The sequence below is a fragment of the Sutcliffiella horikoshii genome (assembly GCF_021991925.1).
GTDB lineage: Bacteria > Bacillota > Bacilli > Bacillales > Bacillaceae_I > Sutcliffiella_A > Sutcliffiella_A horikoshii_F.
The window spans coordinates 406,365-428,390 of record NZ_RXZI01000002.1; the positions used below are offsets into that span (position 1 = coordinate 406,365).

The 22,026-nt window shown below is 41.5% G+C and carries 26 protein-coding genes; 23 read left to right on the forward strand and 3 right to left on the reverse strand.

The features are described 5' to 3' along the window. The first annotated feature begins 94 nt into the window (after positions 1-94). The 9 genes from EKQ44_RS07395 to EKQ44_RS07435 all read left to right on the forward strand — a co-directional run bounded on the left by EKQ44_RS07395 (position 95) and on the right by EKQ44_RS07435 (position 6,691). Positions 95-769 carry a hypothetical protein gene (locus EKQ44_RS07395; RefSeq protein WP_237662911.1) on the forward strand — a complete coding sequence of 225 codons (675 nt, stop codon included), beginning with the start codon at positions 95-97 and terminating at the stop codon, positions 767-769. Further along, a complete protein-coding gene (locus EKQ44_RS07400; protein WP_237662912.1) occupies positions 762-1,241 on the forward strand; it encodes an ankyrin repeat domain-containing protein in 480 nt (159 codons plus the stop codon). Before EKQ44_RS07395 ends, EKQ44_RS07400 begins: the two co-directional genes overlap by 8 nt. Before the next feature lie 78 nt (positions 1,242-1,319). Beyond that, positions 1,320-1,829, forward strand: coding sequence for a nucleoside triphosphate pyrophosphohydrolase family protein (locus EKQ44_RS07405; RefSeq protein ID WP_237662913.1), 510 nt, complete (start codon positions 1,320-1,322; stop codon positions 1,827-1,829). Positions 1,830-1,847: 18 nt separating this feature from the next. Further along, entirely contained in the window at positions 1,848-2,549 is a 702-nt protein-coding gene (locus tag EKQ44_RS07410; RefSeq protein ID WP_237662914.1) for a hypothetical protein, read from the forward strand. 103 nt (positions 2,550-2,652) lie between these two features. Continuing rightward, positions 2,653-3,027, forward strand: a complete 375-nt coding sequence (locus EKQ44_RS07415) for a hypothetical protein (protein ID WP_237662915.1) — start codon at positions 2,653-2,655, stop codon at positions 3,025-3,027. A gap of 44 nt (positions 3,028-3,071) precedes the next feature. Beyond that, positions 3,072-3,875 carry a nucleotidyltransferase domain-containing protein gene (locus tag EKQ44_RS07420; protein ID WP_237662916.1) on the forward strand — a complete coding sequence of 268 codons (804 nt, stop codon included), beginning with the start codon at positions 3,072-3,074 and terminating at the stop codon, positions 3,873-3,875. A 27-nt stretch (positions 3,876-3,902) separates the two neighbouring features. Further along, positions 3,903-4,466, forward strand: a complete 564-nt coding sequence (locus tag EKQ44_RS07425; protein ID WP_237662917.1) for a thioredoxin family protein — start codon at positions 3,903-3,905, stop codon at positions 4,464-4,466. A 184-nt stretch (positions 4,467-4,650) separates the two neighbouring features. Next, positions 4,651-5,217 (forward strand): RNA polymerase sigma factor, encoded by a 567-nt coding sequence (locus EKQ44_RS07430; RefSeq protein WP_237662918.1) that lies wholly within the window; start codon positions 4,651-4,653, stop codon positions 5,215-5,217. Further along, positions 5,198-6,691, forward strand: coding sequence for an anti-sigma factor family protein (locus EKQ44_RS07435; protein ID WP_237662919.1), 1,494 nt, complete (start codon positions 5,198-5,200; stop codon positions 6,689-6,691). The genes EKQ44_RS07430 and EKQ44_RS07435 overlap by 20 nt, the downstream gene beginning before the upstream one ends. 264 nt (positions 6,692-6,955) lie before the next feature. Here the strand turns inward: EKQ44_RS07435 and EKQ44_RS07440 are convergent, their stop codons facing one another. The 3 genes from EKQ44_RS07440 to EKQ44_RS07450 form a co-directional block, all read right to left on the reverse strand. Beyond that, positions 6,956-7,666 (reverse strand): MerR family transcriptional regulator, encoded by a 711-nt coding sequence (locus tag EKQ44_RS07440; protein WP_237662920.1) that lies wholly within the window; start codon positions 7,664-7,666, stop codon positions 6,956-6,958. 80 nt (positions 7,667-7,746) lie between these two features. Further along, complete coding sequence (locus tag EKQ44_RS07445; RefSeq protein ID WP_237662921.1) at positions 7,747-8,568, reverse strand: hypothetical protein; 822 nt, start codon at positions 8,566-8,568, stop codon at positions 7,747-7,749. Between the two features lie 199 nt (positions 8,569-8,767). Further along, positions 8,768-8,914 (reverse strand): hypothetical protein, encoded by a 147-nt coding sequence (locus EKQ44_RS07450; protein WP_237662922.1) that lies wholly within the window; start codon positions 8,912-8,914, stop codon positions 8,768-8,770. A gap of 323 nt (positions 8,915-9,237) precedes the next feature. Here EKQ44_RS07450 and EKQ44_RS07455 point away from each other — a divergent pair, with 323 nt between their 5' ends. The 14 genes from EKQ44_RS07455 to EKQ44_RS07520 all read left to right on the forward strand — a co-directional run bounded on the left by EKQ44_RS07455 (position 9,238) and on the right by EKQ44_RS07520 (position 22,023). After that, positions 9,238-9,846 carry a hypothetical protein gene (locus EKQ44_RS07455; protein ID WP_237662923.1) on the forward strand — a complete coding sequence of 203 codons (609 nt, stop codon included), beginning with the start codon at positions 9,238-9,240 and terminating at the stop codon, positions 9,844-9,846. Continuing rightward, positions 9,846-11,450, forward strand: a complete 1,605-nt coding sequence (locus EKQ44_RS07460) for a DUF6792 domain-containing protein (protein WP_237662924.1) — start codon at positions 9,846-9,848, stop codon at positions 11,448-11,450. The genes EKQ44_RS07455 and EKQ44_RS07460 overlap by 1 nt, the downstream gene beginning before the upstream one ends. Further along, positions 11,447-11,767 (forward strand): hypothetical protein, encoded by a 321-nt coding sequence (locus tag EKQ44_RS07465; protein ID WP_237662925.1) that lies wholly within the window; start codon positions 11,447-11,449, stop codon positions 11,765-11,767. The genes EKQ44_RS07460 and EKQ44_RS07465 overlap by 4 nt, the downstream gene beginning before the upstream one ends. Positions 11,768-11,880: 113 nt before the next feature. Then, entirely contained in the window at positions 11,881-12,819 is a 939-nt protein-coding gene (rarD, locus tag EKQ44_RS07470; protein ID WP_237662926.1) for an EamA family transporter RarD, read from the forward strand. A gap of 150 nt (positions 12,820-12,969) precedes the next feature. Next, on the forward strand, positions 12,970-13,884 hold the full coding sequence (locus EKQ44_RS07475; protein ID WP_237662927.1) for a nuclease-related domain-containing protein: 915 nt from the start codon (positions 12,970-12,972) through the stop codon (positions 13,882-13,884). A gap of 780 nt (positions 13,885-14,664) precedes the next feature. Next, the gene (locus EKQ44_RS07480; RefSeq protein ID WP_237662928.1) at positions 14,665-15,042 is read left to right on the forward strand and encodes a nuclear transport factor 2 family protein; all 378 of its coding nucleotides are present in this window, start codon (positions 14,665-14,667) and stop codon (positions 15,040-15,042) included. A gap of 68 nt (positions 15,043-15,110) precedes the next feature. Further along, a complete protein-coding gene (locus tag EKQ44_RS07485; protein WP_237662929.1) occupies positions 15,111-15,566 on the forward strand; it encodes a hypothetical protein in 456 nt (151 codons plus the stop codon). 93 nt (positions 15,567-15,659) lie between these two features. After that, entirely contained in the window at positions 15,660-16,598 is a 939-nt protein-coding gene (gene yhfZ / locus EKQ44_RS07490; RefSeq protein WP_269151605.1) for a GntR family transcriptional regulator YhfZ, read from the forward strand. A 144-nt stretch (positions 16,599-16,742) separates the two neighbouring features. After that, positions 16,743-17,090, forward strand: coding sequence for a PRD domain-containing protein (locus EKQ44_RS07495; RefSeq protein WP_237662931.1), 348 nt, complete (start codon positions 16,743-16,745; stop codon positions 17,088-17,090). A gap of 24 nt (positions 17,091-17,114) precedes the next feature. Then, positions 17,115-17,474 (forward strand): DUF2620 domain-containing protein, encoded by a 360-nt coding sequence (locus tag EKQ44_RS07500; protein WP_237662932.1) that lies wholly within the window; start codon positions 17,115-17,117, stop codon positions 17,472-17,474. A gap of 21 nt (positions 17,475-17,495) precedes the next feature. Beyond that, on the forward strand, positions 17,496-18,794 hold the full coding sequence (locus tag EKQ44_RS07505; RefSeq protein WP_237662933.1) for a YhfT family protein: 1,299 nt from the start codon (positions 17,496-17,498) through the stop codon (positions 18,792-18,794). A gap of 26 nt (positions 18,795-18,820) precedes the next feature. Further along, a complete protein-coding gene (locus EKQ44_RS07510; RefSeq protein ID WP_237662934.1) occupies positions 18,821-19,747 on the forward strand; it encodes a phosphotriesterase family protein in 927 nt (308 codons plus the stop codon). Continuing rightward, positions 19,744-20,853 carry an aminotransferase class V-fold PLP-dependent enzyme gene (locus tag EKQ44_RS07515; protein ID WP_237662935.1) on the forward strand — a complete coding sequence of 370 codons (1,110 nt, stop codon included), beginning with the start codon at positions 19,744-19,746 and terminating at the stop codon, positions 20,851-20,853. Before EKQ44_RS07510 ends, EKQ44_RS07515 begins: the two co-directional genes overlap by 4 nt. 6 nt (positions 20,854-20,859) lie before the next feature. Continuing rightward, complete coding sequence (locus EKQ44_RS07520) at positions 20,860-22,023, forward strand: YhfX family PLP-dependent enzyme (RefSeq protein ID WP_237662936.1); 1,164 nt, start codon at positions 20,860-20,862, stop codon at positions 22,021-22,023. Positions 22,024-22,026: the final 3 nt, after the last annotated feature.

Below are 22,026 nucleotides of genomic sequence, written 5' to 3' on the forward strand. Positions count from 1 at the left end.
CCAATTATAGTAACGCGAAAGATCGAATGAAAAGTTGCTTCCAAATCTGTGGTTAAGCCTTAAAACTACAATATAATCGGATGTGAAATAAAACTTGGAAAAGAATAAAACAAAGCAGCTTAAATATGCCTTATTACAGGATCTCTCTGAACGTTTGAATATGCACAGTTTTGAAAAAAGGGTGATTGGGCAGTCGGTTATTAAAAAAATGGAGAAAGGTTTAATCAGCATCCATTTAATGTATATCGAGCACCAAGAAGACCTAGATGTGACCGTTGATTTTGGAATAAGGTTCGATGAGGTCGAAAGCATGGGGCATATGGGGAACGCATTGCTTACAAAGAAAGAGAAAAAAGGGACGTTTACCATAGGTGCGGAGTTAGGAAATGTAAGGGATGGAAGACAGAGGAGATGGACCATCATTAGGGAAGGAGATATTCCAGCTATTGCTGAATCTATGTTTCAAAGTATAAAGACAGTTATTCTCCCACTAATTGATAGATACTTAGAGAAAGAAGCCGTTTATAATCTATGTCTTAGAGATGATGAGAAAGCTGTTTTGCTTTGTCCAATTAATTATAAAAGGGCCATTAATGCGGTGGCTCTGGCTGTTATTATGAAAAAAGACTTAGATGTCATTTCACTCATTATAAAGCAAAAACAAGATTATTTGCGAAAACAGGATGAATTTGGGTTGGAGATATTTAATAGTTTCATAGAGAATTTAGAATTGAATGGCTATAAGAAGAAGGAGAAAAGAAATGACTGAAATAATGAAAGCCATTCTTTTAGAAGATACTGTATTATTGGTAAAGATGTTAGAAGCAGGGCATGACGTAAACTTCCAGGATGATGATGGTCGAACTCCGTTGATGCAGGCAGTTATTGATCAGCATATAGAAATGGCAACATTACTCATTCAGTATGGTGCTCACGTTAATATGCAGGATTACTTGGGAGAAACAGCAGCTTTACATTTTGCTGCCCAAAATAATTCTGCTGAAATAACAGAAGTCTTGTTGAAGAACGGAGCGGAAATCGACTTAGAAGACATAAATGGAAACACACCATTATCCGATGCCATATTCTATTTCAGGGGTGATGAAAAGGTAATTCAACAATTACTAAAACATGAAGCCGACAGAGAGAGAAAAAACAAACATGATGTTTCGCCATTAGAGTTAGCTCGGAGTATAGGAGGAACGGTACTTTCACTTCTTTTAGGCGCTGATTCAAAGTGATTGGAAGGATGGCCTCTTATTTCTTATTTCTTTAAAAACAGAAACGGTTGAACCAACTCTTTGGGAAGGAGCGATACTATGGGGCAGCAGATGTCCTTCATATTGGATGAAGAAACTGAAATGGATTTTTTTGATTTTTTAGTGAGAGAGGCTGGATGTAAGGTCCTTTTTGAAGGAGTACATAGTTTACCGGTTGAGGTGAGTGAGTTACCTCACCCTTTTTCTAGTAAAGGATGGTTTAAGGTCTATGCTTATAAAGAAAGTCTAGGAAATTATCAACTTGAGGAACTAACCAATGGAAGAAAAATAATGAACGCCATTTCTTCTCCAGTTATTGAATTTTCGAGGACTACCATAAGAGAAATGGATGTTTCAAAAGGGAGGCTATGGGTTGAAACCAAATACTATGATGATAATCAATTGATCCAAAAGCCAACTGAATTAAAAGAACTTTATAAGGAATGCTGTAAATGGATACGAGGAAGAACAAAGAGATTAGATGTAGAAATAAACGGATTTATTTCTAAAGAATATGTGAGCCTAAAGTTAGAAAAGGGGAGGGTTCTTCCATTTCTAAAATTTTTTTAGTTAGTGAAGAGGAAAGAGGTGCTGAACTTGGTTGGAGACATTGAAAAAAAAGCTATTTTAAGAGAAGGATGGGACTATCAACAATTATGGAATGGTTGCATATTGGCGTCCATTGCTCATGCCATGATGGTAGCTCATTACCCTGAAATATCTAATGAGCATTCTTGGGATGGGTTCAATTATAGTGTTCAAGATAATCAAGGCACCAGGGGCACGATAACATTCTGTCAGAATAGTGTGGTGGCTGCATTTAGAAATGACAATATAGAGACCATAAATCAGCCAGCTATAGAATTATTTCAAGGTTCCCCAAAAAAGATTATCGAAATAGCCAGTACAGAAACGCTGCTATATTTATATGAAAGTATTGGAGGCAGAGATACCCCTGTCATCACAACAGGTTTTTGGGGTGAGAGGAATCAGAATCAAATATACTCTTCTCACCCTATTAATACAATGATTGATAATGGTGGCGCAATTTTGAAAAGGCAAGTTATGGAGTTTTCATCGGCCATAAATGCTTGGCAAGAATACTATGAAATGAATGATGAACAAGTACTCTTATTGAAGGGTATATACAAGCGTAAAATAGCTAACCCCAGTAAAAAGATGTATCTAACGATGAATGAAATAAATATGATTGGCACAGTAAATGAAGAGGGGTTGGAAGAAAGTAATATCTCATTCGGGGAATTAGGAATTTTCAGGACTTCTTTATAATGTCGTGTGCCATGCGCCAAGGGTGGGAATACATTCCATAATGTATAATTCATATTAATTGAGCAGCAAGCAATAGGGGATTTTTAGAATCGAGGTCAAAATCATGCGAAAAATATCCATAGCTTACTTAATAATCTTCACTATCAGCACCATTCTAACAATCTTCATCGTTTACAGGGATGTAAATCACCCATTCGTAACTGTGATGGTGAGCGGTTACGCAATTTTTCTAATAGCTTCATTGCTTTACTTTCTCTTTGCAATCTTATGGAAAGCAAGGAAATTACCGCGTCCAGAACTACAAAGGAGAGCTGGCCGATTCATTCTTTATTTTGCCATATTCTTCGGCCTGAGCTTTCTCATAAACATCGGTGATCCTAATTACTATAAATCTATCTCCATTGCTTTGGGCATGTCGCTTGGTTTATCTTTTTTTGACTTGGCCTTTTTACCGAAAAACACTGAATCAAGTAGATAATGAACCTTGAGAATTGGAAGAAATCATTAGAGAGGGGAAATCTAATGAACCATCTGCGTAAAGGATATGGACTTGATGAGAAGGGATTCATTGTTCGGGATGTGGGAGTGGAAAAAATAGCACTCGTTTATCAGAAATGTGTCCAAGAAACAATCGAAACCCTTCACTTACAGCTTCCTAACCTACTACATAGTGTTTATGTGTACGGAAGCGTAGCCAGAGGTGATGCGGAAAAAGGTAAGTCAGACCTGGACATACTAGCTATATTCAAGCGAGATCTACATAACAACGAAAACCAAAGAGTGAAGAAGCTAGGTGAGAGTTTGTCCCGTAAGTATCACTCGCTGGTCCGCGAGGTAGGGATTGCGAAAACTACTCTTGATTATTGTATGGATCCAAATAACTATTACGAACAGGCATTCCTACGTGAACTTTGTGTTTGTGTAGATGGAGAAGACCTTCGCGAACGTTTCGGACCTTATAAGCTGACAGAGGACATAGCGATAAGTTTTAATGGAGATATAGCTGAGGTTTCGGAGCGATATTTGAAAAAGCTAAATGGAGCGTCTGACGATGAATTCAACGCAACCACACAAGGCTTCGCCAGAAAACTGATAAGAACCTTCTACTCCATGGTCTTGGCCCGCTCGCAGATATGGTCGACAAAGCTTGGGGAACAAGCTGAAATCTTTCTTCAATATTTTCCTGAAAAGAAAGATGTGGTACAGACACTTCAGGAATGGACTAATAATGCGCCTCAAGACAAACTCAATGCATTAGCGATATTGGACAAGGAAAGTAAATGGGCAATTGACCATTTTACTAAGGAAGCAAAGAAAAGAGATTGACCATCAAACTTACAGGAGGATCCCACAATGAAAACCGAAGAAAAATTTTTCCAAGAAGGCAAATCCATACAGGCATATATGGATGAAATGAGTACACTGAAAGAAGAAAGCTTCACTGTCTATGAAAAATTCCGATTGCCTGCCGACGGATTGGTAGAAAAGTTGCAACATCAGTCCCTGCACTTTCTGACGATAACAGAAGATTGGTGCGGCGACGCGATGATGATCAACCCGGTCATTCGCAAGTTGGCTGAGGCAGCAGATATTGATGTTCGAGTAGCCTTAAGGGATGCCGACACAAGCCTGATTGACCGCCATTTGACAAATGGGGGCCGAGCGATTCCAATGATTCTAATTTTGAGCGAACAAGGAGAACTTTTAGGCAAATGGGGACCGCGAGCACCTGAAGTGCAACAAATCGTGGATGAACTCCGCGCGGCGCTGCCACCTAAGGAAGATCCTACTTTTGCAGATAAACAGAAGGAAGTCATTGCTACTTTAAAGGAGAGATATGTAGCGGATGTAACTCTATGGACATATGTCTATGAGAGCTTTAAAGCTACATTGTTGAACGTTTTGGAAAAGAGATAGATATCGAACACTAAAGTGGCCCGAGGTTATGTAAATTAACTTCGGGCTACTTCTATGTAATCCCCTTGTATTTCCTCGACGCCCTAAAAATCTTTTTTCACTTCTTGAAATTTTCTCCACAATCAACACGTTATAATGAGTAGGTAGCACTATCAGAGCATCAAGGACAAAGGGAGATGGGTTTTTGGAACAGCAGGACGATCTTTATTTTGTGGAGCAGGTGCTTGCGGGGAATAAGCAGGCATTTGCGTTTATCATAAATCGGTATAAGAACAGACTTTATGGGATGGTCCTCCGGATGGTGAAGAATCCGGAGGACGCGAAGGACCTTGTTCAAGAGTGCTTTATCAAAGTGTATAGGCAACTTGAGAAATATGACCGAAAGGGGACCTTTGCAAGCTGGTTGTACCGGGTTTCGGTCAATCATTGCATGGATACTTTTCGAAAAAAGAAAGTAGAAACGGTGGAATATTCGGATGAAACAGGGAGCGGGGGTCTGACCCCGGAAGTCGTTTATCTTCAAAAAGAAAAATACAGGCAGTTGGAAAACTTATTGACCACATTAAAAAAGGAGGATCGCCTCATTGTCCTTCTGAAATATACGAACGACTTGAGTTATGAGGAGATTGGAGAAGTGCTGGACATACCCGTACACACGGTAGCCAACAGAATTCACCGGGCAAAAAATCGATTGAGGAAAAACATGAAACAGGAGGAAGGGGGCTATTTTCATGAAATGTTTCGAATTTAATCAGCTGGCTGCTTATGTGGATAAAGTGCTGTCTCAGGAGGAAAAGAAGCATGTGGAAAAACACTTGGAGTTCTGCCCATCCTGTCGCGAAGTGGTGAGTGCACTACAAAAAGAGGATGCCTTCCTCCAAGAAGCAATTCAATCCCCGGTACTGCCCGCTGGATTTGACGGTGAAGTGTTAAGCAAGCTCGAGCCGTATCAGGCGAGAAAGAAAAAGCGCAACTGGCCCTATCAGTTGTTAACTGCTGCAAGCATTGTCCTTGCATTAGGAGTAGGAGCAGCCTTCTATAGTGGTATACAAGAAAGTGATGGGGGTAATGCTAGCCTACCAGTAATCGAAGAAGAAAAAGAAGCTTTGTTTTCGGTGAAGGACGAAGGTATCTTATTGGAAGTTACCGATATAAGTGCCAGCCCTCTAAAAATTGAAATTTTTTACCGATTAAAGCCGGAAGAATGGGTGTTAGAGGATTACTTAAAGAAACATAATGTGGAATACCTTAGTCAAATTAATGAGGCTTATGAAGATATACCGTCAAACATTAAGACAATTGACGAGAACGGACAGGAATTCCCATTTGGAGAAGCATCATGGAGAGGTAAAAGCTTTTTCGAAAAAACTATTGTGATAAAACCCGGTGAAGTAGATAATTTACCTGATGCGTTTAAGGTGCAGGTTCAGTTTAGAGAGCTATTTTGGCAGAATGGTGTGTGGAACTTGGAAATTCCTATTGATATCAGGGAAGCGAAAGCACAAACTAGCAAACATGCCATTCAAAGTGATTTTAAATTTGAAGACTTTGAGACCAATTTTCTTGATTGGGAATCTTCGACAAATGCACATAGATTAACATTAAGATCGGAGTATTCTGATTCAGAGAAGAAACGACTCGTCGATATTATGAGGGCTAGAGGAGAAAACGATGAGCAATATACGATGATAATGCCAGAATTTTTGGTAGTAACAAAGGATCAAAAGGAACATCTTATTCAAAGTGGTACAACTTCTCAGTCGTATATGGGTCAGTCCTTTACCACAGAATTTGAGTTCACTAACCGAACAATGGGAAAGGAGGCAAATAAGAATCTCTCTGGGGACGAAGAGTTATTACTATTAATAGAGGGCTTCCGACTACACGAACCTGAAAACACCCAATTCGAATTGACTGAACAATCCGAGAATGTTATAGCTAATAAATGGATCATTGATTCCATAACAACAGAACCTGTAACAGCCAACTCCAAAATGGTTACCATTAGGGGGAGGACTTCAATAGAAAACATGGAAGACTTCACTGTGGAAGTGAAAGGCGATAATAAAATTGTTAACACAGAAATTATTAGTAACCGTGTTACCCCAGAAGGCACATTTGTCTTCCAAACCAATATGCCAATTAGTACCGAAACCTATAATTTAGATATACAGAATATCACTAAATGGGTTCCATTTGAAAAAGAAGTACCATTAAAGAGATAAATGGATTCGTCTGTATTTGTCGACATTCAGTCATCTTATGTAATATTTCTCGGGAAATTGTTGAATAATGAAAGCTGACAAATCAAGATACGACACAAAAATCAGTAATTAATTAAAAATCGCCTATGATAACACTACCATGTATCATAAGCGATTTTTCTATCGTATCGTGCACCAAAATATTGAATATGTATTAGCTCTAAACGTATTTGTTAGGGCTACCACTTGTATATCGCCCCCCGATACGATACTAATAACAGTACTTTATTTCTTGAAAAGCGAAAACAGCCAACTCCAATTCCCACCATTACGCTTTTGCATTTCTTCCTCTAATCGTCTATTAAAATCATTCTGGGATACCCACTCTTTTTTCTGGTCATCCCGCATTTTTTGTATTTCTTCCTGTAAGAGTTCCGTTCTTTCTCTTTCTTGTTCTAGCAAAGCTTCGTAGTTAGCTCTTTGCTGTTCTGTTAATCTTTCAATCTTGTTATTGGTCCGTTGTGCAGAGTTACCAATGCTGGAACTAATCACATGATGGTCTTGTTGAAGCTGAGCCACTGTTGTTTTAATATGTGTCATATCGTTTTTGAGCTGAACATTCATCTCACGTGCGGCTGCTAGCTCATTGACTAAATATCTAAAAGCTTCTTTAATCTGGTTTGGATCGCTCGGTAGAGTATCGGTCGTATCGGGTAGCGCTATATCCGTTTCCGTTGTGTTTTCTAACCGTTCTTTTTGTAGCCCCACAATATCGCGTGCCGTGCTGTCGAGTGGCTTGTCCGTATCGCGCAGCGCTATAAGTGCTTCAATATCCGTTTCAACAAAGATCCGTCTGTCACCATCTTTTAAAAACTCGTACCCATTCCGCTCTAATATCTGTCCATACTTACGTACTGTAGGTGTGGCAATCCCCACTTCTTCTGCAACTTCTTTGGTCGAATATGCCCGTTCATTTGGTTGTATATCGTTTCGCATATCGCACCTCCTACCTTTTAATATGATACTTTTATCGCATTTTTGCAAGGGTATATCGCCTATAAATTTAGAAAGGGGGCCTACTTCACTCCACGAACTTTGAATTTTATCCATTTCGAGAAAAGAAACCCGATAACAGCGGCAACAATAAGTGGAAAAGGGTTAAACAATGATCCTAACTTGTAATAATAGGTTGCAAGATAAATGAAAAAGCATCCCCATACTATCCAAGCCTTATCCAAGCTAGCTTTTCCTTTTCTTAATAAGGTCAATCCGAGATAGATTCCCATTATTCCACAGATACACCCAGATAAAAGCTCGATTATTGTTCCATTTTGAAAGGGGAAAATAATGCACCCTGGTAGGAGAAACAGGTATATGAATTTTACAGAACCGTACAATCTTTCAACCCGTGGCCCTGCGATTAGAAGAAAGACAATTCCCATGAAGAGAAGAACAAAGCCACTAGAGGTCTCTATATCACCTTTACTATATTGAACGCTATTTGAGGAGGGGGAGAAATCTTTTACTAAAACCTGATAGATGGTATAGAGGAGTAGTGAGATTATAAGTAACGAAGTTCCCGCAAATTGAATAGAAAAATGAGAACTAAAGGATTCTGCATAAAACGTTTGTTTTTGATGAACGGACTTCATTCTTTCGATGTGATAGTGCAGTTCTAGCTCGATCAACCTCTCAATTTCTGCATCTTCAAACCTATCCCATACCTGATAGTTTCTTAAGTTTAAGAGTATTTTCTCCTTTAAACTCGTTACTAGCGCGTGGTTAAGGGCAGAGTTGGAATGATAGTCTTTTATGATGTGTTCGATTGACTTTGGATGTGAGTGGAAGTGTTTGAGTATGTGGGCTCTGAGGTTTCGTTCAGGGTTATAGATTCCCATATGTAGAGGTGCTCCTTTTGTTTATTTTAGGGAATAAGACCTATTCGTCTGTATTATATCATTTAGTGGGCTCTGGTGTTAAAAGATTTTAGAGACCAATCACACATGATAGCTAGATGCGACCTACCCCTCTTAAATTCTCATATATACTAAAATTTACAAGTGTGATACCATGAAAACCATATTAAATAATAGTCAGTTAGGGAGCATTAAAGATGGATTTAATAATGATACTTTTTGTTTTTTGCATACTAATGGCTATTACTTCCACTGCAAATATATTACTGAAAACGACAAGGAAGAAAGATTGGTTAATATCCTTATCCTTAAGTGTTGTGCTTTCCATAGAATTTACAACCTTGTTGAACGGCTAAGGAAGGTGGGCAAGTTCCAGACCTTCCTTAGGTGCTCCAGCCAATATTTAAAATTCCACCAAAATATATTTAACCCCTCCAAAACCTTTAAAACTAATCTCCTAGGGTGAATTTTAGCTTTCTTACTAGGCCTTTTGTGCTAAATTCAAGCAATAAACAAAACCGAAAGAACCTTCATAGAACTTCATGGTATAATTTTGAAAAAAGCTCTTATAGAAAGGAGCGATTATATTTGTATAAGAAATGGATAGTGCTCGGCTTTATTGGAATTTTACTGATTGGAGGGGGTTTCGTGGTGAGAGGGATGCAATACGATACTCCTGCATTGAAGGATTCCTTTACAAGGGATTTTATAATGCAAGAGGAACAGGCGCCTGAAGGGTTCCATGTGTTTGAATCGAAGATTGGTACATATACGATGTTGTTTCCTAGTGATTTTCAATTGATTAGTGATCCGCCTGAATTTTATGGGAGACAGGGAGATTTTTATGAAGTTTGGGTAGCTGAGAAAGAGGATGAAGAAAAGAAAATTTTCGGCATAAAAAACACCTACAAAGAAGTTGATGGTGACCAAGTCCAGTTTCAAATAGATTTTCTTAAGGATGAAAATGATAGAAAAAAATATTATGAATTATATGAAGCAAATAACCTAATTATTTTCTTGGAAAAAAAGGTTGAACACTATGACACTAATAAAAAAGAGTGGATTTTAGGAAACCCTGACCATGAAGGGGCAAATGTTTATTACGGCTTTGTGGCGGACAAAACTACTAACCAAACAATGGAATTGGACTATTCTATCGTCTGTCCAGAAGGGTGTAACATTGATACAAATGAACAAGTAGAATTCATGAAAACTATGTTGGAAAGTGTACAGTTTGAAACTGTAACGGGGAACGATTAATGAGCGGGAAAGCCTTTATATCGGATGATGCAAGAAATGAATTAACAAAAATACAGTACGACGTAGTAATGGTTGAAGAGGTTTTAGCAATTGTTCAAAAAGATACCGGATTTTCATTAAGTAGTGAAAATGTTACTTTATATGACAGTGAATCCTTACAAATTGGAAATGGATCAGGTATGGATGGTTTAGCGATACACCTCCATTTGCCAGATAAACAGATTGATCAAGTTTACTATATTTATAGAGGAACTCACGACGGTAATGATGCCTACTATAATGCAACAGGAATAGCCGCAGCTTCCAATACATTACAACTAGATGACGCAGAAGATTTCTTTAAAAGGGTAAATAGCACTATTTTAAATCAAGGGTTTGAGCCAACCAATTTTGGAGATGGACATTCTTTGGGTGGTCATGTGGTTATAAACCTAGCTTTAAAAATAAACACTTCTTCAAATTATGTAAATACATCCTTTGTTAATGTCAGGGGTTTAAATGATGCACCAATAAATACTTATACTCTTAGCCTGTTTGATGAAGGATTTAATAGACATCTTAAGAATAACCTTGGAATTAAAAATCCACTAATCCTCCCAGAAAAAGACCTAATCCAATACACCAAAGAGTACTACAACGAACCTTCCCAAATCATCGAACATGTTCGCGTCAAAGGGGAGCCTCTGTATGCTCAAGATTTTAGGGGGAAGCTTTACATAGGTTCGCAGATTCATTATTTGGGTGACTTGGAGACGGAGGAATTCACGAATGTTGCGAAGTATCCTTTTTCCCATCTGACGTGGATGCCTTTTTTTAAGTTGCAGGAATTACGGTATAATGCTGGGGTTTCTTCGTTTATTGAAGGGTTTGGAAATTTTGATAGGAAGATAGGGTTAGAAAAGGCGAAAGAGATGTATGAGAGTCCGTTAGGGAGGTTCATTTTAGGAGTAAATATTGCAAAAGAGGCAAACCAGTCTGCAAAACCTTTAATGTTTAACCCGTATTTTGGATATCAGTTGCTTCAAGGTTACCAACAGCGTGATCAGCTAGAGTATCATGGAATTGCACATTTGACCGAATTATACAAAACAGGTCATATGAAGACATACTTTAATATGCTTGACCCAATTGGTGGTATGCCGATTCTTCTTGATAGGGAAGAATTATTATTGTTCATGGAAAAATGCCAGAATGGTGTGGGGGATAAGCAGCAGATCATCCGAGAGATAAGGGGCTATATCCATGGTGAACTGGAAGAGATTTATTCAGGTGTGAAGTTCGACATAGGAATGGGGATAAGTGCTTTGGAGGCCAACCCGAGTGTACTACTCCCTAAAAGTAGGATGTCGAATTTCGGAATCCTTGGTGGGATTCCGAAAGAGCGAAAAGCCAGAAGTGTTGTGTTTGATGAGAGCTTCGATCCAATCGAGCATGGGGTGTTGGGGCCGCTTGAAGAAATCATACAAACGGTTGAACATGAGATCAAGCATCTGGAGAAATTCATTCAAGATGTGGTGGTGACACTGGATGTTCTTTTTGATAGAGACAAGGAACTAGCCAGTAACATTCGTTCCGCTCAGATTGTGACAGGAGGAAGCAGATGAGTCCAGTAATGAAAGATACATATAAATTTCCGTTTTCCTCCGGTGAGTTTCTGCATAACGCTTCACCGACCTTGAAAAACCTACTGCGTAGAAACGAAGAAATAAATGAAAGCATTGTGCAATCCAAAAAGCACCTATCCAATCAAGCAGGCGAATACATCGATTCACTGGAACAATTCCTCGAAATGTACCGTCGCATCACAACTTCTCAAGCCCAAGATCAGCATCGTCTACTTTTTGAACACCATTCCCGTTTCGCTGCATTTCTAAAAGAAGCCCATGTGAGGGACTATACGCTTTATTATGAAGAAGAGTGAGAGCGGCATGTTGCCCCTCGCTTTTTTTTCGTATCCCGAAACATTTTCGTTGCAATTTGGTTGCTGCCCGCCTAAACTAATTACAAACATTCTTAGAATAAAGAGGTACTGTTATGAATCATACATCAGAAAACAGGGAGTTTGGGTTAGGGGTTATCTGTGCGGGTTTGTCCTACATATTATGGGGAATTCTCCCTTTATTTTGGAAGCTGGTGGACCATGTCCCAGCCGGTGAGATCCTTGCACATCGAATCGTTTGGTCGCTTGTGTTCATGCTGCTTATTTTGGCTGCGTTGCGAAAAATCCCTTCCTTTACATTGGAGCTCAAGGGTCTTTTGAAGAATCGGAAAAGGCTGATCGGAATAAGCCTTGCCTCCATCTTCATCAGCATTAACTGGGGTCTCTACATTTGGGCGGTGAATGCCGACCGCGTCATCGAAGCGAGCCTTGGCTATTACATCAATCCGCTGGTAAGCATCTTGCTTGCTGTCATCGTGTTAAAAGAAAAGCTGTCTGGATTGCAGACATTGTCTATCATTCTAGCAGGGGCAGGTGTGCTCGTGCTGACTTTCAGCTTTGGAACCTTTCCGTGGGTGGCGATCATGCTTGCATTGAGTTTTGCTTTTTATGGTTTGATCAAGAAAATGGTTCAGGTGGGAGCGTTGGTCGGGCTGGCGATTGAGACATTGTTGATTACACCTTTTGCGTTGTTGTTTTTGAGTTATGTGCATGGTGCGAGTGGCGGTGGTGGAGCGTTTGGTGGAGAAGTAGCGGTGACGTTGCTCCTGTTGCTGTCCGGTGTGGTCACAGCCATCCCATTGCTTTTATTTGCAAGTGGCGCAAAGAGGATTCCGCTTTCCATGGTCGGTCTCTTGCAGTATTTTGCCCCGACCATCAAGCTGATCATGGGTGTGTATTTGTTCCATGAGCCGTTTACGGACGCTCACCTTGTAGCCTTTATGTGTATTTGGGTGGCGCTTGGGATTTATACGTATACGCTGATGAGAGGTTGGCGGTTGAAGCGGGCAGTTGTGGTTGGTAAGGGGGTTTGATGGTTGAGTTGATTGTATAGGACTGGATGAAGACAATTTCGTAGAGGAAAAGAGTGCGGGATTGTCTTCATAATATAAAACTAGAAAAATGAGTAAAAATTCACACTACTTATTCTCGATCTGTTATATTTATACAGAAAGGAGTGTGTCATGTTATATAAATCTCGATCCATGCCACGTGAACTGAAGGTATATCAATACTTAAACACCCGAGTTAAGTTGTCAGAAAAGGAGAGGAAGCACCTATACAACCTCCGTAAAGGATATGAAGGGGAAGTACAATTTGATAGTTTAACCGCCACCCTTCAGTCTGACTGTCTAATTCTCAACGATCTGCTTCTACTGCAAAATAGAAACACCTTTCAAATAGACACTTTAATTATTGCCCCTGACACTGTTTATCTATTTGAAATCAAGAACTTTGATGGTGACTATTTCTACGATTCAGACCGCTTATACACTCGAATTCCTCCGCAATCAGAGGTAACCAATCCCTTAATCCAACTAAACAGGACTGAATCTTTGTTACGTCAGCTTCTCCAAAAGCTCGGCTGCAACCTGCCTATCCAAGCATTAGTCGTTTTCATCAACCCTAAATTCACCCTATACCAAGCACCCGTCAATAAGCCTTTTCTTTTTCCTGGCCAAATTGATAGATACCTACAGCGATTCCAATTTGACTCTCCCAAATTGAACAATAACCACCATATATTAGCCAATCAGCTTACCTCCCTTCATATTCAAGAAGCACCCTTTCATCTCCCACCAAACTACCAATTTCATGAACTTAGAAAAGGATGTACTTGTATAAAGTGTGGAGCATATGAGATGAGTGTTATGGCAACTAAATGTATATGCAATAGTTGTGGGGAGAAAGAAATATCGGAATCTCTCATTATGAGAAACGTGAGAGAGCTTACCATGTTGTTCCCAGAAAAGAAAATTACCACGAATAATATTTTTGAGTGGTGTGGTGAAGTGTTACCAAAGCGGACGATAAGTCGAACTTTAAAAAGACATATGCAATGTAAAGGAACGAAACAATGGCGTCACTATGAATTTTAATTCATTTTTCAGGAGTCTTTTATTGCGGAGTGGCTGAAGACAATCTCGAGAGGATATGCAGGTTGAGATTGTCATCATAGAGTGGATGACAATCTCAAGGAAAACCAAAGTGAGATTGTCATCATAAGGTGGATGAAGACAATCTCAAGAGGAAAACCAAAGTGAGATTGTCATTATAAGGTGGATGAAGACAATCTCAAGAGGAAAACCAAAGTGAGATTGTCATCATAAGGTGGATGAAGACAATCTCAAGAGGAAAACCAAAGTGAGATTGTCATTATAAGGTGGATGAAGACAATCTCAAGAGGAAAACCAAAGTGAGATTGTCATTATAAGGTGGATGAAGACAATCTCAAGAGGAAAACCAGCGTGAGATTGTCATCATAGAGTGGATGAAGACAATCTCAAGAGGAAAACCAGCGTGAGATTGTCATCATAGGGTGGATGAAGACAATCTCAAGAGGAAAACCAGCGTGAGATTGTCATCATAGGGTGGATGGAGGCAATCTCAGGAGGAAAACCAGCGTGAGATTGTCATCACATTCATCAGCAATCATGAACGGTGGTGTATACTTAGTTGTCTAGGGCGAAAAAGTCCATCAGTAAGTACATAGTATTCACAGGCTCCTTTGCTGTTGTAGCAGAGGAGTCTTTTTATTTTTAGGTTGCTGAAGGACTTATGCTAGCCAAAGACGAAGTTTATGAAGAGTATCTATTATCATTCTTCAGTAGAGATAGCTGTTAAGGTAAGCAATATACTACATGAAAGGTTGAGATAAAATGATTAGTACTATAAACAAAGAGGCAGCCATCTCATTTCTTCAAATGGTTGCTTCCGGAAAAATCCGTGAAGCATTCGAACGCCACATTGCCACTGATTTTTGTCACCACAACCCCTATTTTCGTGGGGACGCTGAATCGCTCATGTTAGCAATGGAAGAAAATGCGGTTCAAAGCCCCAACAAAACACTTGAAGTGAAGCATGCTATGGAAGATGGAGATAAAGTTGCTATTCACTCTCATATTAAACAGAATCCTATGGACCTCGGGGCTGCGGTGATTCATATTTTTCGTTTTGAAGGCGAGAGGATTGTGGAATTGTGGGATGTAGGCCAGGAAATTCCAGAAGAAACGCCGAATGAATATGGGATGTTTTAATATGTTGATGGTGAAGGGTAAAGTACCTTGTTAGACAGTGTGAAATTCCAAGAAAGCAGGCGATCTCCATGGATTTTTTCGAAAAAGTAAAGAATGGTATTAATCGCGTCAAAGACGCCAATGGCATTCCGGTGCCAATCACTGCTACCATGCTGCAAGAAGTGCTACGAAGAAATGATAAACTCCAGGAAGTCACTGTGAAAATTAAGGAGGGGGAGATTCACATCGCTGGAAAAGCGCAAGCGGACCTAAAGGTGGCAAAGAAAGATCTCTCCTTTTCCATCACCCTCCAACCAGTCAGGATAGAAGGTAGAGAGCTGATCTTCAAGATTGCGAAACTAAAACCCTTAAACCTCAGTATTCTTAATAAGCGTATATTCGATAAGCCGCCCCACCTTACCTATAAGAGTGGGCATATGAGAATTGATTTTAATAGTTGGGAGATTGTTCGTAAGATTCCAATCGGTAAAATTAAGAATTACAAAATGGAAGAAGGGGGAATCATCATTGTGGTGGGGGTTTAACGCTTTTACCTGAACCCCTCCCTTAAAAGAAAACGCTTGCAACCAACCCTGCCACATGTTACCATCACAATATACAACAAATTGTATATTGCGATGGTGAAGCTATTGAAAAAGAGTGTAAATTTGTATTTAAAAAGCGGGATTATTTTGCAGAAGCTAAGTGAGAAGCTGCTTTTTGTGGAAGTGAATGAAAGAATACCGCGAGTGGAGGATCTTTCAAAAGAGCTTGAGGTCGGACGGGGGACCATCCAGACAACTCTTCAAAGGCTTGTAAAGCTTGAGGCTATTTCCTTGGAGTCACGGGGGCATCTAGGAACGTTTCTCCGGTATAAGGATACGAATGAATTATTAAAATGTGCAGGGGTCAATCAGGTAACAGCGGTTATGCCTTTGCCGTATTCCAAAAAGTATGAAGGGATGGCCACTGGTCTGACCTTTGCCTTTGAAAAGCTGAATATTTTCTTTAACATTGCTTTCATGAGAGGTTCAAGCCTTCGGGTCGGGGCACTCCGTGAAGGAAGATATGACCTTGCTTTGGTATCGAGGTTTTCAGCCAAACAGCATATGGTTGAAGATAACAACCTAGAGCTGGGACTGGCTTTTGGTCCCCATTCATATGTATCCAATCATGCCCTAATGTTTGCCGATGAAGCTTCCGAATCAATCAAGGATGGGATGAAGATAGGGGTTGACCCTTCATCTACTGACCAAAAGACGTTGATACTTGCAGAAACGGAAGGGAAAGACGTGGAGTTGATTTCGCTGAACTATATGCATCTATTATCCAATCTGCAAGCAGGGAAGATAGATGCGACCGTTTGGAATGTAGATGAAAGGAATCAAAATCAAATCAACATCCGCCCACTGACTACTTCTGCTGCTCTGCAAATGGAAGAGGAAATGACCGAAGCCGTATGCTTGATGAACAGAGGAAATAGAAAACTGGAATATCTATTAAAGCTTATTTCAATGGATGAGGTAAGGGAAGTTCAGAAGCAAGTAGAGAGAAATGAAGTTATTCCGAGGTATTAAAACTATATAAATCGCGGAGTCTTCAGTAAAAATCTCTAGAAGACCCCGCCGTTTGCTTGAAAAAAAAGCTTTCCAACTACTATAATCCTAAAATACAATTTTTTGTATTTTGCTACTAACCTAATAGAAAGGTCGTGAAAAATAATGAGCATGCTTAAAGAACGAGTCGATATCCTTATGTCGACGGAAACCATTACCGAACGTGCACAGGCTATCACACTTAAAACAATGGAAGCTTTTGTGAATTCCACTCAAGAAGAAGAGAAGTACCAAATGCTCATTACCCATTTGGCAATGGCTGTGACGAGGATGGACAGGGGAGAAGAGCTCTCAGCACCACCCGAGATGATAATGGAAGAGGTGCAACAATCTCCTTATATTAATGAAGCAAACAAACGGGTGGAATGGATTGAACAGCAACTGGGGGAGCCTTTGCCACAAGAGGAAAAAGCCTTTTTACAAATGCACTTTGTAAGCGTTTTAACCAATTAATCTATAAATCTGGAGGGATTCACTATGAAAATCGTAATTGGCGGGCAAGTAGAAAAAAGTGAAATTGAAAAGCTGGTCATCGAGCATGGCAATGGAAAGGTGGAAACACAAGTCAAGCCGGATTTGGAAGCTGCCATGATGTTGAAGAATGGACAGGCAGACTATTATGTTGGGGCTTGCCATACGGGTGGAGGCGGTGCACTTGCGATGGCCATTGCGCTTCTTGGGAAAAACAAATGTGCCACCATCTCCATGCCAGGCAAACCGCCGGTGCAGGGGAAGGTACAGGAGGCAGTGGAGCAAGGGGCAACAGCTTTCGGTTTTACAGGGGATCACAAGGAAAAAGCGGTGGAGCTACTATTGGCTGAGCTTTTAAAAAAGTAGGGAGAAACGGGGGAGTTTTTCATGGTATTAGAAGCAGGAATATTAATTTTACTAGGGGTAGTAGGAGCCGTCATGGCGAATATGGGGATTGCTGTTTTTAATGACGGCTTGAGACCGGTTGTACCGGAAAATCTGGAAGGGCGCATGTCGCGGAAAGAACTTTCTGTGACGGCATTTGCGATGAGTTTTGGACTTGTCATCGGATTTGGAATACCAATCTCCATCGCTGGCGGGATCTTGTTGATCCATAGTATTTTGCTAGGAACGGATATTATCGGGCTTTCTTTGAACAAGGGGAAAGTATCGACTGCTGTAGCCGGTCTGATTGGTGGACTTTACGGTGCTGGGGTTTATTTTGGCCTTCAGTTTGTGGTGGCAGGGTTTGAAAAGCTGCCGCTGAATTTCGTTGATGGGTTCAATCTAGTAGGCGCGCCGGTTGTCGTATCCTTCATGGTCTTCCCGGCGATTGCGATTGCGCTGCAATTTGGTGTGAAAAAAGGGATTATCGCATTTTTAGTTTCCGCTCTTGCACGACAAATCATTGTTTTCACCAACACAGAGCAGCTTATTTCTATCGGAGGAACGCCGGTGGTTTTAAGTCCGGAAGGGATCGCACTTGTCGTGGGAATGATTTTCTTGATGACGTTTGCCATCCGGGAGAAATCGGATGATACGAGTTTGTCCACACTTGCGAGTCTGTTTGTGGACCGTGTGAATCGAATTAAAAAACATGTTTGGATTTTAATGGTCAGTGGGGCGCTTATTTCTGCAGCTGCCAACTATCTGATTGTTGCGGGAGATCCAATATCTCTTAATCTATTGTCAGAAGGAAAAATCTCTGAGGGTGCGATTGCTTCTTTTGCAAAAGCAATCGGATTTGTACCGCTGATTGCTAGTACTGCGATTGCAACAGGGGTGTATGGTCCTGCGGGATTCACATTCGTCTTTGGGGCAGGAATCCTGTCACCTAATCCAGTGGTTGCTGCCATTGCCGGCGCGCTGATTATTTTTGCGGAAGTTTGGCTGTTGACGTACTTGGCTAAGTTTTTGGATCGCTATCCTGGAGTACGTGCCTCAGGTGAAAATATCCGTACTGCCATGACACGGGTGCTTGAAGTGGCATTGCTGATTGGTGGAGCGAACGCGGCCAATGCGATTGTACCTGGTTTCGGGTTCTTCGCCATCGCCGGTATTTACTTGCTCAATGAAGCGGCTGGACGCCCGATTGTCCGAATGGCGGTTGGACCTCTTGGTGCCATTGCAGTAGGTATCATCGGAAACATTTTAGTGTTACTCGGTCTCTTTACACCGCCACAATAAACCTTGATTAGAAGGAGACGATCTACATGTATATTCAAACTATCTTTGGCCCGATTGCTCCGGAAGAGTTGGGGGTATGTGCGTGTCATGAGCATTTAAGCATTGACCTAAGCAGGATCAAAGGCGATCCGGATACAGCGCTGCAAAATGTGAGGCTTGTAACGGAAGACCTTAGAAGCTTTAAAGCACACGGAGGAAAAGCGGTTATTGAGGTAACCAATTATGGAATGGGCAGGAATATCCCTGCCCTTCTTCAAATAGGCCGTGAGCTGGATTTGCAGATTGTCGCAAGTACTGGCTGTTATAAAGATCCTTTTATCCCGGAGGACAGGACAAGCTACACACGGGATGATTTTTGCCAATGGATGATCGATGAAATTAAGCATGGAATGGACGGGACGGATATACTGCCAGGTGTCATTGGGGAAATCGGCAGCAGTCATAATAAATTCGAGCCGATTGAGCTGGAGCTTTTCCACGGGGCAATAGAAGCAGCAAAAGTTACGAAGCTTCCATTGTCCACTCACACCACACTTGGAACGATGGCCTTGGAACAGATCGACCTTTTTGAAAAAGAAGGACTGCCACTGCACCAGGTAATTATCGGTCACCAGGATCTGAATGAACAGGATGAGGTCGTCCTGGAGGTACTTGCTTCTGGTGCTTTTGTTGCACTGGACACAATCGGCAAGGAAAACTACCGGACAGATGCAGACCGCCTCGCGTCCCTCATGAAATTTTTAGAAAACGGTTATGAAAACCAGTTGTTACTATCAAGTGACCTGACACGCAATTCCCATATGCGGGCAAAAGGTGGACAAGGTTATGACGTGGTGCTCCGCAGCTTCATCCCAAGGTTAAGGGAACAGGGAGTGGAGGATAATGTGATCGAAAAACTACTAATAAAAAATCCTCAGCAAGCATTCAGCATACGAAAAGAGGCGAGCTTATGAGATATGCAGATTCCATTTTGCCTAATTTGAGCATGAAAGAGGCGCAGGCACTACAATTCCGTTTAATAGATGAGATTACGAGAGAATTTGCAGATAATGAATTTTTCCAGACAGGGGATGTGGGACTTCATCCAGCATATAACCGTCCATATGTGACCGCCCGGGTGGAGCGGGTGCTTGCCCAAACCTTTGATGCGGAGGCATGCGCCTTGGTCAGGGGGAGCGGGACTGGAGCAATCCGGATTATCTTAAGCCAGCTGTTGGAGCCAGGTGATACGTGCATCGTTCATACCGCACCGGTCTATATGACAACCAAAGAAACATTCAGGATGATGGGAATAAAGCAAAAGCAAGTAGATTTCAATAACTTGGATAAGTTGCGCGAGCATTTACATTCTGATAACGATTCCAGGGTCTTTTATGTACAGCATGCAAGGCAACAACCAACAGATACCTACCAATTGGATGAAGTCATTCAACTTGTAAAAGAAATACGCCCAGACCTTCCCATTGTTGTGGATGATAATTATTGTGCGATGAAAATGCCAAAGATTGGCGTTCAGTATGGCGCGGAGTATTCCACTTTTTCCGGCTTCAAGCTGCTTGGGCCACAGGGGATAGGGATTCTTTTGGGCAAAAAGGAAGCAATTGAACAGATTCATCACCGTAATTACTCAGGTGGCGGCCAAGTGCAAGGATTTGAAGCACATGAATTGCTAAGGAGCCTTGTTTTTGCACCTGTTATGCTTGCTACTCAAAACGAGCAGGTGGAAGAGTTGCGGGAAAGAATCGCTTCAGGCGAAGTCCCTCATGTCAAAGAGGTGTATATCACCAATTCCCAATCCAAAAATGTCATCGTGGAACTTGAACAGCCGATCGCTCAAGAAGTAATCAAGGCAGCTTCGGAGTTTGGTGCGGCTACTTACCCGGTCGGAGCCGAATCTCGCTTTGAATTGATACCGATGATTTATCGGGTTTCTGGGAGCTTTTTGGAAAGTCAGCCTGAACTGAAAGAGTATGGTCTGAGAATCAATCCGATGAAATCCTCGGCAAGCACGGTCATCCGTATCCTGAACCGTGTGCTTGAAAAAGTGGCGATGAGGTGATCAAACATGTTTCTTGATATGACACTGAAAAGAAATGAGGAGCTGGTGAGGACCGCGACAATACTTCACCGCAATGGCGATATTCCGGCCAATACCTATGTGCTGGACCTCGACCAGATCGAGGAAAATGTCCAAGCACTCTCTCGCTCCGCTTCCGAACATGGCATCACGCTTTATTATATGACCAAACAAATAGGGAGAAGTCCATTCATTGGTCAGATCATCGAGCAGAATGGGATGGAAAAAGCTGTCGGGGTGGATATCGATGAGGCGGCCATGCTAAAGGAGGGTGGCTGTAAGATAGGAAACCTCGGCCATCTTGTCCAGCCATCCAACAGCCAGTGGAAGTACGCCCTTGAAGAGCTCCAACCAGAAGTGATCACGTTATTTTCCTATGAAAGGGCCCAACAGTTATCAAAAGCAGCAATGGAGCTTGGGATACGGCAGGATGTCATTTTGCGTGTCATCAAACCAACGGACCAGGTGTTCCCAGGTCAGTTCGGCGGGTTTCTGTTGGAAAAGCTGAATGAGGAAATCAAGCGACTCACCACGCTACCTGGGATCCGGATCATCGGGATAACGAGTTTTCCGGTTTTTCAATTGAATGAAGAAAAGAATGGCATGGCGTTCACCTCCAATATCCAGACACTTCATCACGCAAAGGCCATCTTGGAACAGCATAATCTCGAAGTCTTGCAAGTGAATGCCCCAAGTGCCACAAGCTGCTATACCATGCCACTATTAAAAGAAAGCGGTGTGACACATGGGGAGCCTGGACACGCCATAACAGGGACCACCCCATTGCACGCGTATAGGGAGGACCTCGAAGAAGTGCCATCCATGGTGTACGTCTCGGAAATCTCCCATATGGACGAAGAGTTTGCCTATACCATTGCTGGCGGATTTTATGCGAGAGGGAACATGGAGTCTGCTCTATATGGAAGCGATGAAACAGCGATTCTCACTCAACGCACCCATACAGCCCTTGTTTCGCCTGAGAACATCGACTATTACGGGGCTCTTGAGAAAAAAGAGAACATGAAGGTCGGGGATACGGTGGTGTACGCTTTCCGCACGCAAATTTTTGTCACCCGAGCCCATGTGGCATTTGTGCGAGGGGTTCGCACATCAAACCCTGAAGTGGTCTATTTTCAGAGAAGGGGGCTGTAAGCG